Source organism: Saccharopolyspora spinosa NRRL 18395, from assembly GCF_000194155.1.
In the GTDB taxonomy this organism is placed as follows: Bacteria; Actinomycetota; Actinomycetes; order Mycobacteriales; family Pseudonocardiaceae; genus Saccharopolyspora; species Saccharopolyspora spinosa.
The window spans coordinates 3,034,944-3,049,329 of sequence record NZ_GL877878.1 but is presented as its reverse complement, the minus strand read 5'-3'; the positions used below and the strand labels follow the sequence as shown (position 1 = coordinate 3,049,329).

The following is a 14,386-nucleotide window of genomic DNA, read 5'->3' as shown; positions in this document are numbered from 1 at the left end:
CCTGACCAGGGGAAACGTTCAGCGCATGATCGGGAAGATGTCTGGGGTGCCGCGCCCGGTGGCCGCGTCGACGAAGGCGACCGGATCCGCGGTGGCGGCGAGCAGGTGCACCGTCTCGCGCAGCGGTTCGCCCTCCATCGGCCCGGGCACCGGGAGGTCCAGCGCGGTGGCCATGTCGAAGTAGTGCACCACCGCCTCCATCACGAAGATCCGCAGCGCCTCGCCCGCCGGCACCACGGCAACGCCGCCGTAGTCGACGCGTTGGTTCAGATCGGCGCCCCGCAACGCGGCGACGACCTTCGGGGCCACCTCGGTGAACTGGGTGACCAGCTCGCCGGTCGAGGTCGCTGCGGCCTGCTCGGTCGCCTGGTCGCGGAGGAGGTCGGCGGTCTGCTCGGCGACGCCGCCGGACTGCTGCATGAAGGCGAGCAGCTCGGCGGCGTCGTTATGGGTCACCTGTCCCTTGGTTTCCGGCGCGTCCAAGGCCGCGCCGGTCGCGGCCGGGAATCCGCTGTGGTGGGCGTAGACGTCCTTGACGGTCCAGCTCGGCAACCGGGTCGGCCGCTGCCACCGGGTCTCGTCGAGGCTGCTGCCCAGCTCGGCCCACGCCCGCCACGCTTGATCCAGGACGTCGATGATCATGCTTCTCCGATCAGTTCGAAGGTCACGCACGCCCGGCCGCCGAAGCGGTCGGCGTGCTCGTGGACGGCTGCTTCTAGGAAACCGCGGGCGTGCTCCTCGGCGGGTTCGTCGCTCAACGCCTCCAGGTAGGTCCGGTGCGCCGCCAGCGAGGCCACCGCCCGGTCCAGGGTGCCGGTGATGTCCTCGGCGTGCGTCGGCTGCGGCGAGGCGGCGATACCGATCCAGCGCACGCCCCGCCACGGCTCGTAGCCCTGCTCGATCAGTTCCGGGAAGATCCAGCGGTTCCCCGCATCGGCCACCGCGTCCAGCACCGCCCGGCCGACCGCGCGGTGGTCGGCGCTGTTCCAGCTGCCCGGCCCCCAGTCATCGTGGTGGTTCAGCGTGATCACCAGCTCCGGCCGGTGCTGGCGGATGGCACGAGCCAGGTCCTGCCGCAGCGGCAGGCCGTGCTCGATCACGCCGTCGCGATGATCGAGGAACTCCACCGACCGCACGCCCACCTCGGCGGCGCTGGCGATTTGCTCGGCTTCGCGCAGCGGCGCGGCGTCCTCCGGCGTGACCCCGTCGATGCCCGCCTCGCCGCGCGTCACCAGCAGGTAGGCGACCTCCCGGCCGCTCGCGGTCCAGGCGGCCACCGCGCCAGAGCAGCCGTACTCGAGGTCGTCGGGGTGGGCGACGATGGCCAGCGCGCGGCGCCAGTCCTGCGGCATGGGCTTGAGGTCGTCGGCCATCGCGTCATCCTCCCAAAGTTTCCGTTGGTACTAGTTCATTCTGGGGTTGCGCAGAACAACTGGCCACGCAATTTCCCGTCCTCCACCGGAATCATCGCTTTGGTGGAGTCCCTTTTCCGGGCCCGTGGCCAACCGCAACCGTGGTACCCGAACGCATACGGATGTGAGCACGCGCTGGAGGCGCTAGGACCACCTGCGCAGCTTGCGCCGCGGGTTCTCGGACGTCGTCCCGGGTTCTGCTACCCGCACGGCCTCGCGAACCAGCTCCATCAACAAACTTTCTTCTATTCCGGGAAATTCGTGTTGTGGCACATCGACGAAAGGCAACTGCGCTAGGAGGTCAGCAGATGGAACCTGCCTCGGACGTTAAGACCCGTTGGCTCATCGCATTTCTCGTCGCGGTGCTCGCCGGCGACGGCCGGCCGCGCACCGAGGTGATCGGGCTCGGGCCGGGCCGGGCCTGGATGGGTCGCCAGACGGTGAACGAGGGCGACGACACCATCCGCATCGCGGCGCACGAGCTCGGCCACATCCTCGGCCTGCCGGACAACCGCACCGGGGTGTGCGAGGACCTGGTGTCGGGCGCCAGCGCCGGGCCGGACTGCGGCAACGCGAAGCCGAACCTGGACGAGATCGCCGAGGTGGAGCGCAACTTCGCCGGCGGCGTGCGGATCGCCCCGCAGGTGTTCCGCGAAGACGTGCTTGCCGCGCGGTGAACACGTGGGTGGCGGTGGCCTTCGCCCCGATGCGCCACCAGCCGGTAGAACTTGCTGTTTCGCCTGCTCAGGGCCCGTGAGTGCGGTTCGGTGAGATACTCCCGCAAGCGCTCACGGGACCTGGCTCACCGGTTCGGAGCAATCGGTGCCAGGAACCGCTTTCGCTGCGCTGCCGTCAAACTCCGTGAATCCCGCTTGAACGGGGTTTGGCGGTACTAGGCTTGCTGATCATCAACGGGTCACTCCGCGACAGCGGAGAGCAGCGAGGCGGGCGAGGTCATGCGCGACGAGCCAGGGCACGACGAGCGGCAGCCGGCAACCGGCGAACCGGTCGACGCCGCGCGGGAACCGGCGGTGCCGGCGGGCGAACCGGCAGTCGAATCGGCCGGGAAACCGCCTGGCCCGGCCCGATCGGAGAATGACCAGGTTGAGCCTGCGAAAGGGTCGGCCGAGGCGGCGAGAAAACTGGTCGGGCCGCCGGAAAACCCGGCTGAGCTCGGGGACGACGCCGCTGATTCGGCGGTCGAACCGGAAACCGGCGAGCAGCCCGGGGAATCCGCCGAGCCGTTACCCGACGCACCGCCGGACCCGGTCGCGCGGTTAGCCGAGGCGGTCGCCGCGCTCACCGAGCAAGTCCACGAACACCACGAGCGGGCCGTCGCCCGCGAGCGCGTCATCGACAAGCTGCACGCCGACGTGGAGCGGCTGCGCGCCGGGGAACAGAACCTCGTGCTGCGCCCGATTACCAAGGACCTGCAGAACCTCCGCAAAGACCTGCTGCACCAAGCCGGCCTGCTGCCCGCCGAAATCGGCCGCCAGCAGGTCGTGGACCTGCTCGAATCCTTCGCGCTGAGCGCGGAGCAGGCGTTGGAGCGCTGCGGCAGCGCCCCGATCCGACCGGAGATCGGCGCCGAGTTCGCGCCGCGCGAGCACCGCGCCATCAAGGTCCTCCCGGCCGACGACCCCGCCCAGCACGAGCGGATCGCCGTGGTCGTCTCCGACGGATACCTGGACACCACTACCGATCGCGTGACCGTCCCCGCGCGGGTGCACGTGTACCGCTGGAGCGCCGAATCCGCGCCGGCCACCGAGAACGACCCGCGAGCAGAGGGGATGAGCGCAGATGTCTGACGGCGACCTGAGGGTGTTCGGCATCGACCTGGGCACCACCTATTCGGCCATCTCGTACGTCGACGAGACCGGCCGACCGGCGGTTTGCCGCAACACCGACAGCAACGAGACCACGCCCTCGGTGGTGTTCTTCGAGAATGAGTCCAACGTGGTCGTCGGGTCGGTGGCGAAGAACTCCGCGATCATCGACCCGGACCGGGTGGTGTCGCTGATCAAGCGGCAGATGGGCAGCGACGCCGAGTTCCAGTTCGACGGCACCACCTACACCCCGGAGTCGATCTCGGCGCTGATCCTCAAGCAGCTCGCCCAGGACGCCGCCGCGCACACCGGTGGCGATGCGACGCGCGCCGTGATCACCGTGCCCGCTTACTTCGGCATGCTGGAGCGCAGCGCGACCAAGAACGCAGGTCAGATCGCCGGGCTGGACGTGATCGGCATCGTGCCGGAGCCGGTTGCGGCGGCGCTGCACTACGAGGCGACCACCGACGCCGAGGACAAGACGATCCTGGTCTACGACCTCGGCGGCGGCACCTTCGACACCACGGTGATCCGGGTGTCCTCCGACGAGATCGTGGTGATCTGCACCGACGGTGACGACAACCTCGGTGGCGCGGACTGGGACACGCGGCTGCGCAACCACCTGCTGGCGAAGTTCCTGGAGCAGGCGCCGGAAGGCACCGAGGCCGACGACGACGAAGAGTTCATGCAGTCGCTGGCCACCACCGCCGAGGAGACCAAGAAACAGCTGTCGAAGGCGGAATCCCGCGCGGTGGCGCTGCGCGGCGCCGGGGTCAGCGCCCGCGTCGAGGTGACCCGCGCCCAGTTCGAGACCGAAACCCAGGACCTGCTGGACAAGACCGTCGACATCGTCAAGCGCACCCTGGCGACCCTGCAGGACAAGCAGCCCGGCGCGCAGATCGACGACGTGCTGCTGGTCGGCGGGTCCACCAAGATGCCCGCGGTCGCCGAGCGGCTGCGCGCCGACTTCGGCTGGGACCCGAAGCTGCACGACCCGGACCTGGCGGTGGCCAAGGGCGCCGCGCTGTACGCGTTGGGCCGCGTGGTGCACCGCGAGATGACCGAGGCCGCCGAGCAGGGCGCTACAGGTGTCGCGGAAGCGGTGCAGAACGTGGCGCAGCAGACCGGGATCTCGGTCAAGGCGCTGGAGAACCTCGCCGCCAAGCAGACCCGCAACGTGCTGCCCAAGGCCTTCGGCGTGAAGCTAGTCGACACCAGCGACCAGGACTGGCAGCAGAAGCCGACGAAGCACTTCGTCAAGCACCTCGTGCACGCCAACGACTCGCTGCCCACCGACGAGCGCGTGCTGGAGGCGGCCACCGTCGAAGACGGCCAGACCGGGGTGATGATCGAGCTGTTCGAGCAGTCCGGGGTGGTCGCCGGGCCGGACCTGGACGAGAACAAGCCGATCAACGAGGGAAAGGGGCTCATCGACGGGTTGCCGCAGCTGCCCGCCGGATCGCCGGTGAACATCCGCATGACGGTCGACGACGAGGGCCTGCTGGAGCTGACCGCCACCGAGCCGTCCACCGGCAAGTCGCTGGACATCAAGGTCCGGGTGAGCGTGCGCAGCGACGAGGAGGTCGCCGAGGCCAAGAAAGTGGTCGCCGGGATCACGGTCTCCGGTTGAGAACCCGAACCAGGAACAGGACTCCCGCCGCGATGCGCGCCCGATTCACCGCGTCGGGCCTGTCCTCCGCGAGGTTGCCCGGGGCGCGGGGTGTCCCCGCCGGACACAGTTGAGAACCTGCGGCGGCGGCCGCGCCAAGTCCGAGATGAAGATCGAACAGAGGTCAAAGACAGGATCCGATGCAACCCTTCGATCCCAAGGCCTACGAGCGCGAAGTGGTGCGGCCGCTGCGGGGACGCAGCGGCCGATTACCCGACGACCTGCTGACCAGGTACGCGGTCGAGCCGGGCTGCTCCGACGCGGAGCTGGCGCAGCGGCTCACCCAGATCCGTTCGCACTGGAACAAGAGCGCCCAATCCACCGCGAAGTCCAGCTTCACCACCAGCGTCTACAAGGCGTTCCTGCGCGAGGACGAGGAGCTGCGGCGCGCGCACGGCGACGCGATGTCCGGCATGTCGTGGTGGCGCAACCGGAACAACGACCGGGCCGGCGCCAGCAAAGAGCAGATCGACGAACTCGTCGGGATGCTGAAGGCGAACTTCGGCGAACTGGGCCTGATCACGCCCGGGCAGCTGGCGACGATGCGCGAGACGTTCGGCCAGCTGGCGCCCGCCGAGGTCGACCAAGCCCTGGACAAGGCCGGCGTGCAGACCGCGACACCGCGGGAACTGCCGAAGACCAGCGGCCTGTCCGAGACCCTGTTCCGGCGATTGAAAGCCCTGCTGGGCGACGCTGAAGTCACCGGAATTCCCGAGCTCCTGCACGGCAAGCTCGAAAGCTACCGGCTGCTGGTGGAATTCGACAGCACCCCGTCCTCCCCGACCGGGCTCACCGCGAAAGCCATCCGGCAGGCCATCGACCGGGAGAACCGGCGCTCCGGAAACCAGGCCGCCCGCGAGGCGCTCGGCATCCTCAACACGGCGCTCGGCAAGGACGGCGCGGACCTCCGGCTGCTGGCGCTCTACCACCTCCTCGACGACGTGCGCCGGCTCCGCGAGAACGGCGCACCCGCCAGCGCTCTGCTGAAGGTGCTCGGCCGAAGCGGGCTGGACGCGGGCGAAGTCCGGCAGGCCGTGGTGAGCGTCCTCAGCGAAACCGGCGCCACGGCGCCACCGGTCACCGGCCTGCAGAAGGTCGCCGAGCTGCTGTCCGACGGCCAGCTCATCGCCGCCCAGCAGACCCTCGCCGCGATCACCGACACAGACGAGGCGACCGCCGCGAAAGCGGCCGTCGACCGGCACGCGGAGCAAGTGCGGCAGCTGCGCGAAGCCGCGCACCGCGCGCTGCGCGGCGGAGCCGAAGGCGAAGCCCGGCGCCAGCTCGGCGAAGCCGCGCGGCTCGCCGCCGACGACGACGCGATAGCGGCGGAGCTGCGGCGGATCCCGCTGAGCCCGGTCGACGCCGTGACGGCGCAGCCGGAAGGCGTCGGGGTGCGGGTGTCGTGGCAGGCGTTGCCCGACCACGACGACGGCACCCGGTACCGGGTGGTGCGCCGGGCCGGGCGGATGCCCGGCGACGCCGACGACGGCGACATAGTCGCCGAAGGCGGGGAGACGGCGGTGGTGGACGCCGCCGTGGCGGCCGGCGGGAGCGTCGGGTACGCGGTTTTCGCCGCCGGGGACGGTGGCGTCTGGTCCCGGCCGGTCGGGGCGACCATCGACGTGCTGCCGCCCGTGCACAAGGTGCGGTTGGCCGTTCGCGGCGGGGCGGTCGAGGGGAGCTGGGTCGTTCACCGGGACGCCGTCGGCGTGGACGTGCGGCGGCGTCGCGACGGGGAAGCCGCGGACGTTCCGGTGCCGACCAGCGGTGGCAACGGCTTTCGCGATTCCACAGTGGACATCGATGGTGACTGCACCTACCTGCTGACCGCTCGGTACCGCCGCCCGGACGGCACCGAGGTCTCGGCCGAGGCCGTGCCGGTTCGGCACACCGCGCGGGCCGCGGCGACGCTGCCGCCGGTCACCTCGTTGGACGCGCGGCGCTTCGGCGGCCAGCTGGTGCTGTCGTGGGTGTGGCCGGAAGACGTTCGGATGGCCGAAGTGACCTGGGCGAACGCGTTGGCCGACACCGGAGGCGGGCGGCTGCGGTTGACCCGGCAGCAGTACCAGGCCGACGGCGGTTGCCGCATCGACGCCGGGCCCGGCACCGTGCGCGCGCAGGTGTCGGCGATCGCGACCGCCGACAACGGCGAAAGCCGGTCGCTGCCCGCCGCGCTGGCGGTGCCCGGGGCGCCGCCGCAGGTCAGCTACCGGGTCGAACGGCAGAACCGGTTGTTCGGCACGAGCACCGCGCGCATCGTGCTGACCGCCGACCAGCCGGTGCCGGAATGCACGGTGCTGGTGATCGTCGCGCCCGGCCGCGTCATGCCGCTCAAACCCGACGACGGCCAGGTCCTGCACCGCGGCGTCCACGATCTCCGCGAACCGGTGGAGCTGACCGTCGAACTGCCGCGCCGGAAACCGTTCTGGCTGCGGTGCTTCGTGCACGCCGCCGGTATCGAGCTGATCGATCCGCCGATCTCCCAGCTGAAGGTGTCCTGATGCACATCCTCGATGCGGCACAACCGACCCCGAAGCCCGTCGCCCCCCAGCGAGGAGTTCCGCGATTTCAATGGAAATCGGACCTCCGATTTCCATTGAAATCGCGGTGGAACGGGGTGGTCGGGCGGCTTGCCGCGTGGAACGAGTCCGGGGAAGGCTGCTGATGGCCAAACTCGCCTGCCCCTACTGCTACCACCGGTTTCCCGCGAGCAACCTGTGGTTCCAGTGCACCGGTCGGCCCGCACCCGGCAAGGAGAAGTGCCGGAAGGTCGTCGACCCCGAACGGCAGCGGCTCACCGGCTACGCCCCCGCTTCCTGGCCGGTCTTCGCCGCTCCGAAGGCCCTGCTCGGGCGCACGCCGCGCCGGGCGCCGTGCCCGGACTGCGGCACGGTCAGCGGCATCCGAGCCTGCCCGGTGTGCCACACGCCGCTGCCCGCCAACTTCGCCGACAGCCGCAGCCCGCTGATCGGGGTGGTGGGCGGCAAGAACGCCGGCAAGACCGTCTACACCACGGTGCTCGTGCACGAACTGCGGCACAACATCCGGCGCCGCTTCGACGCCGACATCTCCTTCGCCGGGGAGCAGGCCGGGGTCGGCACCGCCCAGTGGCTGGCACGCTACGAACAGGCCCTGTTCGACGACCGGGCGTTGTTCGAGTCCACCGCCAGCTCCGCCGACGGCATCCGCATCCCGCTGGTCATGCAGTGGCGGCAGCCGCGCGTGCAGTTCGGCCGCCAGGTGCACAACACCACGACGTTGTCGTTCTACGACGCCGCCGGCGAGGACATGACGACCCAGGAATTCGTCAACAGCCAGGCCTACCTGACCGCGGCGGACGGGCTGATCGTGCTCCTCGACCCGTTCCAGCTGCCCGGTGCGCAAGACCGGATCGCGGTGCCGGACGTCGGCCGCCGCGACGCCGAGCCGCCGGTCAACGTGCTCAACCGGGTCACCGAGATGCTGCGCTCCAGCGTCGGGCTCAGCGACCGCAAGAAGATCAGCACCCCGATCGCCGTGGTGTTCTCCAAGATCGACGCGTTCTTCGGGATGCTCGGCGACAACCACCCGCTGCTGCGCCCGCCGGCCACCGGGCCCGAGTACGACGAGGCGGGCGGTCAGGACGCCGACGAGCACCTGCGGGCGCTGCTGGCCGAGTTCGGCGCCGACGACCTCGACGGACATCTGCGGGCGCATTACCAGACGTTCCGCTATTTCGCGGTTTCCTCGCTGGGTGCGGAACCGGACTATGGCCGCAAACAGATCAACCCGGCCGGGGTGCGGCCGTTCCGCGTGGACGAACCACTGCTGTGGCTGCTCAGCCACTTCGGGATCATCGAACGGAGCCGACGATGAGCGGGCGCGAGTTCCAGTCGCTGTACTACACCGACTGCCGGCCGGGCCAGGGACTGCGCGGCGGCGCGGGATTCCAGTTCCAGGCCGTCACCCCCGGCACCACCGACGAGATGATGACCGCGGTGCAGCGCTCGGCGCTCTACGAGGCCCCGGTCGGCTGGATGCGCGAGAAGCGTGAAGCCTCCGACTACCCGCCTTCCCTGGTCCACGTGCACGGCGCGGTTTACGCGACCGCCCGCGGGATCTACCTGGGCGCGGAGACCGGCGGCGTGCGGGAGGGCAACCAGTTCACCCACGCGCTGGCCACCGCCGACCCGCACCTGTACGGGCCGATCCGGCCCGCGCAGCTGTGGGGTGCGCGGTGGTGGGTCGAGGAACCTGCGGAGACAACCGAGTGCGAGGAGGTGCCGGCCGAACCCGAGGCTGGCCCGCTCGGCGTGGAGGCGCTGCGGGACTGGGTGCTGGGCCAGCAGGACGGCGCATCCTGGTTGCTCGCCGTGCATTCCGCGATGGACCGGGTGCACGACGAGGGCGCGCCCCGGCTGGTGTTCGTCAGCGAGGACGCGGAGACCGCGGTCCGCTGGATCGCGGCCGGAACTCTCCTCCTGCCGCAGGAACGGGCGCTGCGGGTGGGCTTCCGGGTGTTCGCGACAAATCCGCAGTACAGCGGCCACGAGGTGCTGGCGGTGCACCCGGACTGGGCCGGATCGCTGGCCGACCCGGACCGCAATTCCGACTACGCCGTGTTCAACCTGGTCAGCAGCGAGCACCGGAAAGTCGAGCCGACCGCCGCCGCCCGGCATTGGGTGCCGCGCTTCCTCGGCGCCGACCCCTACGACGTGGTCGACGCCATCGAGCTGTCGCACCAGTTCGCACGAGGCCGGAACGGGAAACCGCCGATCGCGGCGGATCGGCTGGCCGCCGGGGTGCTGATGCTCGACGAGACCGTGTCCGGGCAGGATTCCGCGCTGGCGCTGGCCGAGTGGCTGGTCGCCCCGCCGTCGGTGTCCGCGACGGACGTCGTAGAGCCGGTGCTGGATGCCGTGCTGGCCGCCTCGCCCGGGCTGCCGGTGCTGGCGAGACTGGCGGAGACCAACACGGCACAGGCCGGTCGGGTGCGGATCGCGTTGCTGCGCGCGGAGATCGACGAGATCGTGCGCGGCACCCCGGCCGCCGCCCCGCCGCCGCTCGCGCCGAGGCCGTGGACCCCGGACGAGGCGGAGGAGACCTGCGCCCTGGTCGAGGCCGCCGCCGGCGCTGTCGCCCCGGAACGGATGGACCTGCTGCTGCGGACCGCGACCAGGTTCGACGTGCGGCCCCGGGTGGGGCGGTTCGGCGAGGCTGCCGGGCGGTTCGTCGAGTGGTGGGCCGAGCACCCGCACGCCGGTTTCGACCCGGCGCGCTGGACGTGCGGCCCGGAGATCACCGACTTGCTGCGCGACGCGCTGACCCGCCGCCTGACCGGCCCCAACTCGATCGTGGTCGGCGAGGCGATCAACGACCGCTGGTGGCGGCTGCTCGCCCCGACTCTCAGCGACCCCTTCATGCCGCTGGACGCGGCGATCGCAGCAGCGGCGGTGGCTGCGGGCGGTACGGCCCGTCAGGAGACCATCGGGCGCTTCCGCGAGCAGCTGCGCGCACCGGACAGGCCGGGTACCGGCGAAGCGGTGTGGGAGGCGCTGTTCCGGAATTCGGCGCCCACCCTGGCCGAGGTGAAGGACTTCCTCACCGCACTTCCTGCTACGGCTGTTTCGGATTCCTTGGCGCAGAAGGCATTCGCGGCACTCGAGAAGTCCAAAGTGTCCGGTCACTACCTGGATGTCCTGCGGATGCTGGGGCACCACATCGGCGACCGGGAAAACCTGCGCAAGCTGTGGGAGGAGGACAGCCGGCTGCGGTCCTGGCTGAGCACCTTCACCCGCAAGGGCGCCGAAACCGATGCCGGGGCGCTGAAGGACGTCTCCGAAGAGGTCTTCACCGCCCGCGCGGACCAGATCATCGCGGCGCTGATCGGCGCCGCCCCGCAAGCCACGCTGGACGCCACCGAGCAGGGCGGCGAACAACTGCAGAAGATGCTGGTCCACGCGCTGCCCGCAGTGTGGAACGACGAGCAGGCCGAGCCGTCGCGGCGGGACCAGGCGGTCGTGCTGGCGTTCCTGACCGCCTGGCACGACACCACCTCCGAAGAGGTGCGGAAGGTGTTCGACAAGGCCCTGGAACGCTGGGCCGGCAAACAGAAACAGTCCGACTACCGGCGGATCAGCAAGCTCCTGCGCGGCGTGGCGGCCGAGGACGCCGCCGCTTGGCACGAGTGGTTGCAGGAGTACTCGCAGCAGAAGCCCAAACCGACCCGGACCCGTGAGCTCGCTCGGCGGCTGTTCCGCAGACGGGAGAAGTGATGCCGTACATCATCGGCGGCATCCTCCTGCTGTGCTTGGGGCTCTGGATCGCTTCGGTGGTGATCACCATCGCCGCCTGGCTGTTCCCGCTCTTCATGCTGATCGGCAGCTCCTGGGCGTTCGTCGCGACGTGTCAGGTCCTGCTGGGGCGCGGTTCGCGGCTTCCGGTGCTGGTCACGCCCAACGACGCGGTCAACGGCACCGCCGGGCTGCGCGAGCCGAAGGGGCCGTTCCCGCGTGACTGGGCCTGGCCGAGCTACCTCGCCGCCCAGTGGCGCCGCGACCTGATCGCCGCCTGGCACAACGGTTCCGGTTTCATCGTGCGCGGCTGGCGGTGGGGCTTCAACTACGGCGACGGCAGCAAGCTCAAGTGGGTGAGCATCGGCATCACCATCCTGGTCTGGACCGGCGTCACGCTGGGTGCGGTGCTGGGCGCGGTCGAGGTGGTGATCATCGGCGCGATAGCGCTGGGCGTCGGTTGGCTCGGGTGGGCCGCGGTGGTCGGCGCCCTGCGCGGCTACGACCACGTCGTGCGGCGGATGCGGAAGGCCAGCGGGAGCTGCCCGGTGTGCTACCACGTGATGGCAGTCCCCGCCTACCGGTGCGGCGGTTGCCAGGTGGTGCACCACGACATCCGGCCCGGCGTGCTGGGCGCGGCGTCGCGCACCTGCGGGTGCGGCGCGAAGCTCCCGACGACGGTGCTGCGGGCGTCCCGGCAGCTGGAGGCGCTTTGCCAGCGGTGCGACCGGCCGCTGCGCGGCGGCTCGGGCGCGGTCACCGACATCCGGGTGCCGGTCTTCGGCCCGGTGTCGGCGGGCAAGACCCGGCTCGTGCACGCGGGTCTGTTCACGCTGCGGGACGTGGCCGCCGCCGAGGGCGTGGTGCTGGACTTCGTCGACGACACCAGCAGGCAGGCCTTCCAGCACGGCGAACAGCTGATCGCCAGCGGCGGCGACACCGCGAAAACCCCGGCCGGGCAGCTGGCCCCGGCGATCACGGTCCGGTTCACCCGCGGCGGCCCGGGGAAGTCCCGGGGCCAAGCGCTGGTGCACCTCTTCGACGCGGCCGGCGAGTTCTACCTCGACCGGGACGACAACAGCGAGCTGGAATTCCTGGACCACGCCGGGGGACTGGTGTTCGTGGTCGACCCGTTCGCCATCGGCTGGGTGCGTGACCAGCTCGGCGGCGCCCTGGAATCCCGCCTCGCCGAGGCGCACCCGGCCAACGGCGACCCCGAGCAGGTCTACCACGTGACGGCCCGGCGGCTGCGCGACTACGGGGTCGAGACCCAACGGCGCGCACTGGCGATCGCCGTGGTCAAGGCGGACCTGCTCACCGACCTGCCGTGGGCCGCCGACCTGTGCGCCGGGGCGGTGCGCGGTTGGCTGAACACCGCGGGCCTGGACAACCTCGTGCTGGCCGCGGAGCGGGACTTCGCCGAGGTCCGCTACTTCGTGGTCTCGTCGGTCACCGGGACCAGGCCCGGCCACCGGCTCACCCCGGCCGGGCCGTTCCGCTGGCTGCTGGGGCGCGGCGGTTTCGCCCTCGGTCGCGACGAGAAACCGACCACGGAGGCGGTATGAGCATTCGTCCCCCGGTGAACTACCGGGTGTCCCGCTGGTTTCTGGTCGTGGTCTTGGCGATCGCCATGCTCGCCAGCATCCTGTTCTCGGCTACCAGCTGCGCCGACGTCGTGACCTCGGTGCTGAACAATGGCTGACGAGCTGGTGCTCGGCATCGACCTGGGCACCACCTACTCCGCAGTGGCGTCCATCGTGGACGGTGATGTCGAAGTGGTCCGCAATCGGCTGGGCGAGCTCACCACGCCTTCGGTGGTGCACTTCGCGTCCGCCGGCACGGCCGTGGTCGGCGCGGCGGCGCGGGACAGCCTGGACCCGGAGAACACCGTCGAGCTGATCAAACGCCGGATGGGCACCGCATTCGAGCTGATGTTCCACGGCGCGAGGCACACGCCGGAATCGGTGTCGGCGCTGATCCTGCGCAGCCTCGTTGACGACGCCATCGCCCGCTTTGGTCCACATGGGACGGTCCGGGCGGTGATCACCGTCCCGGCGTACTTCGGGATCCGCGAACGCGAGGCGACGCTGCAAGCGGCCCGGCTGGCCGGGATCGACGTGCTGGAGGTGCTGAGCGAGCCCGCCGCGGCGGCGCTGCATTACGCCACCCAGGCCGAATCGGGTGCCGCGCTCGTCTACGACCTCGGCGGCGGGACCTTCGACACGACCGTGCTGCGCGTGGCCGCCAACGAGGTGCACGTGGTGGCCACCGACGGCGACAGCAGGCTGGGCGGCACCAACTGGAACGAGCGCATCGCCGAGCACCTGGCGGACGCGTTCACCCGCGAGTTCCCGGGCGCGGACCCGGACGACGAAGACTTCCAGCAGCAGCTCCAGGACGCCACCGAGCAGGTCAAACGCCAGCTGAGCACGGTCACCAGGCGCAGGGTGGGGCTGCGCTGCGGAGCTGATGCGGCGAGCTTCGACATAGACCGGAAGACGTTGGAAGACCTCGGAGCCGACCTGGTGGACCGCACCCTGCGGATCGTGGACCGCGCGCTGGCCGCCGCCGCGGCGAAGGGCGTGTCCCGGATCGACGAGGTGCTCCTGGTCGGCGGCGCCACGAAGATGCCCGCGATTCGCACTGCGCTGCAAGCACATCTCGGCCGCGCTCCGAAGATCGTCGACCCGGACCTGGCGGTCGTCTCCGGCGCTGCCGTTCGCGCGCGTCGGCTCGCCTCGTCGCAGGCCGGCGCTCGGACCACGGCCGCAGTGGTGCCGCGCAGCTTCGGCGTGCTGATCGAGGACAGCCACGACGAGAAGCTGCGGAGCTTCGTCGAACACCTCGTGCACCGCAACGAACCGCTGCCCGCTGTCGCGACGGCCCGGTTCGCCACCATCGTGGACCGGCAGCGATCGGTGCGGATCCAGGTGTTCGAGCAGTCCGGCGACGTGCCGTCGCCAGAGGTCGGGCACAACCGGCGGGTGCTGGACGGCGAGTTCGCCGGATTGCCGCCGCTACCCGCGGGTTCGGTGATCGAGGTGACGCTGCGGGTCAGCGCGGACGGCCTGCTCGCGGTGACCGCGCGGGAACCACTCGGCGGCGCGGCACTGGACCTGGAGGCCTATGTGGACGGTGTCGTCGACGGCGCGGAGACCGAGCAGCTCGCCGAGACCATCGCCGGGCTGTCGGTGCGGTGCTGAAGGG

11 protein-coding genes are annotated in these 14,386 nt (G+C 70.7%); 9 read left to right on the top strand and 2 right to left on the bottom strand.

All coding sequences use genetic code 11. From position 1 onward, the window contains the following. Positions 1-18 precede the first annotated feature (18 nt). Positions 19-642, bottom strand: a complete 624-nt coding sequence (locus tag SSPN_RS0115285) for a maleylpyruvate isomerase N-terminal domain-containing protein (RefSeq protein ID WP_010696017.1) — start codon at positions 640-642, stop codon at positions 19-21. Further along, positions 639-1,373: a PIG-L deacetylase family protein gene (locus SSPN_RS0115280; RefSeq protein WP_010696015.1), complete on the bottom strand. Its 735-nt coding sequence runs from the start codon at positions 1,371-1,373 to the stop codon at positions 639-641. Before SSPN_RS0115280 ends, SSPN_RS0115285 begins: the two co-directional genes overlap by 4 nt. A 347-nt stretch (positions 1,374-1,720) precedes the next feature. Between SSPN_RS0115280 and SSPN_RS0115275 the strand changes: the two genes are divergently transcribed. From SSPN_RS0115275 to SSPN_RS0115235, 9 genes are all read left to right on the top strand, one after another. Continuing rightward, positions 1,721-2,089, top strand: a complete 369-nt coding sequence (locus tag SSPN_RS0115275; RefSeq protein WP_010696013.1) for a snapalysin family zinc-dependent metalloprotease — start codon at positions 1,721-1,723, stop codon at positions 2,087-2,089. A gap of 279 nt (positions 2,090-2,368) precedes the next feature. Then, a complete protein-coding gene (gene grpE / locus SSPN_RS43915; protein WP_010696010.1) occupies positions 2,369-3,220 on the top strand; it encodes a nucleotide exchange factor GrpE in 852 nt (283 codons plus the stop codon). Then, entirely contained in the window at positions 3,213-4,868 is a 1,656-nt protein-coding gene (locus SSPN_RS0115265) for an Hsp70 family protein (protein WP_010696009.1), read from the top strand. Before grpE ends, SSPN_RS0115265 begins: the two co-directional genes overlap by 8 nt. A gap of 179 nt (positions 4,869-5,047) precedes the next feature. Then, complete coding sequence (locus SSPN_RS0115260; protein WP_010696007.1) at positions 5,048-7,408, top strand: SaeA-related protein; 2,361 nt, start codon at positions 5,048-5,050, stop codon at positions 7,406-7,408. A 163-nt stretch (positions 7,409-7,571) separates the two neighbouring features. Then, a complete protein-coding gene (locus tag SSPN_RS0115255) occupies positions 7,572-8,762 on the top strand; it encodes a TRAFAC clade GTPase domain-containing protein (protein WP_029535361.1) in 1,191 nt (396 codons plus the stop codon). Then, a complete protein-coding gene (locus SSPN_RS0115250; RefSeq protein WP_010696001.1) occupies positions 8,759-11,161 on the top strand; it encodes a GTPase-associated protein 1-related protein in 2,403 nt (800 codons plus the stop codon). The genes SSPN_RS0115255 and SSPN_RS0115250 overlap by 4 nt, the downstream gene beginning before the upstream one ends. Beyond that, entirely contained in the window at positions 11,161-12,744 is a 1,584-nt protein-coding gene (locus tag SSPN_RS0115245; protein WP_010696000.1) for a TRAFAC clade GTPase domain-containing protein, read from the top strand. Before SSPN_RS0115250 ends, SSPN_RS0115245 begins: the two co-directional genes overlap by 1 nt. Continuing rightward, entirely contained in the window at positions 12,741-12,881 is a 141-nt protein-coding gene (locus tag SSPN_RS56730) for a hypothetical protein (protein WP_010695999.1), read from the top strand. Before SSPN_RS0115245 ends, SSPN_RS56730 begins: the two co-directional genes overlap by 4 nt. Then, positions 12,874-14,382 (top strand): Hsp70 family protein, encoded by a 1,509-nt coding sequence (locus tag SSPN_RS0115235; RefSeq protein WP_010695998.1) that lies wholly within the window; start codon positions 12,874-12,876, stop codon positions 14,380-14,382. Before SSPN_RS56730 ends, SSPN_RS0115235 begins: the two co-directional genes overlap by 8 nt. Positions 14,383-14,386: the final 4 nt, after the last annotated feature.

What these genes read in the sequence shown, in the direction of transcription:
- grpE (WP_010696010.1), top strand. Translation starts at nt 2,369, where the DNA reads ATGCGCGACGAGCCAGGGCACGACGAGCGGCAGCCGGCAACCGGCGAA.
- SSPN_RS0115235 (WP_010695998.1), top strand. Translation starts at nt 12,874, where the DNA reads ATGGCTGACGAGCTGGTGCTCGGCATCGACCTGGGCACCACCTACTCC.
- SSPN_RS0115265 (WP_010696009.1), top strand. Translation starts at nt 3,213, where the DNA reads ATGTCTGACGGCGACCTGAGGGTGTTCGGCATCGACCTGGGCACCACC.
- SSPN_RS0115260 (WP_010696007.1), top strand. Translation starts at nt 5,048, where the DNA reads ATGCAACCCTTCGATCCCAAGGCCTACGAGCGCGAAGTGGTGCGGCCG.
- SSPN_RS0115285 (WP_010696017.1), bottom strand. Translation starts at nt 642, where the DNA reads ATGATCATCGACGTCCTGGATCAAGCGTGGCGGGCGTGGGCCGAGCTG.
- SSPN_RS0115250 (WP_010696001.1), top strand. Translation starts at nt 8,759, where the DNA reads ATGAGCGGGCGCGAGTTCCAGTCGCTGTACTACACCGACTGCCGGCCG.
- SSPN_RS0115245 (WP_010696000.1), top strand. Translation starts at nt 11,161, where the DNA reads ATGCCGTACATCATCGGCGGCATCCTCCTGCTGTGCTTGGGGCTCTGG.
- SSPN_RS0115275 (WP_010696013.1), top strand. Translation starts at nt 1,721, where the DNA reads ATGGAACCTGCCTCGGACGTTAAGACCCGTTGGCTCATCGCATTTCTC.
- SSPN_RS0115255 (WP_029535361.1), top strand. Translation starts at nt 7,572, where the DNA reads ATGGCCAAACTCGCCTGCCCCTACTGCTACCACCGGTTTCCCGCGAGC.
- SSPN_RS56730 (WP_010695999.1), top strand. Translation starts at nt 12,741, where the DNA reads ATGAGCATTCGTCCCCCGGTGAACTACCGGGTGTCCCGCTGGTTTCTG.
- SSPN_RS0115280 (WP_010696015.1), bottom strand. Translation starts at nt 1,373, where the DNA reads ATGGCCGACGACCTCAAGCCCATGCCGCAGGACTGGCGCCGCGCGCTG.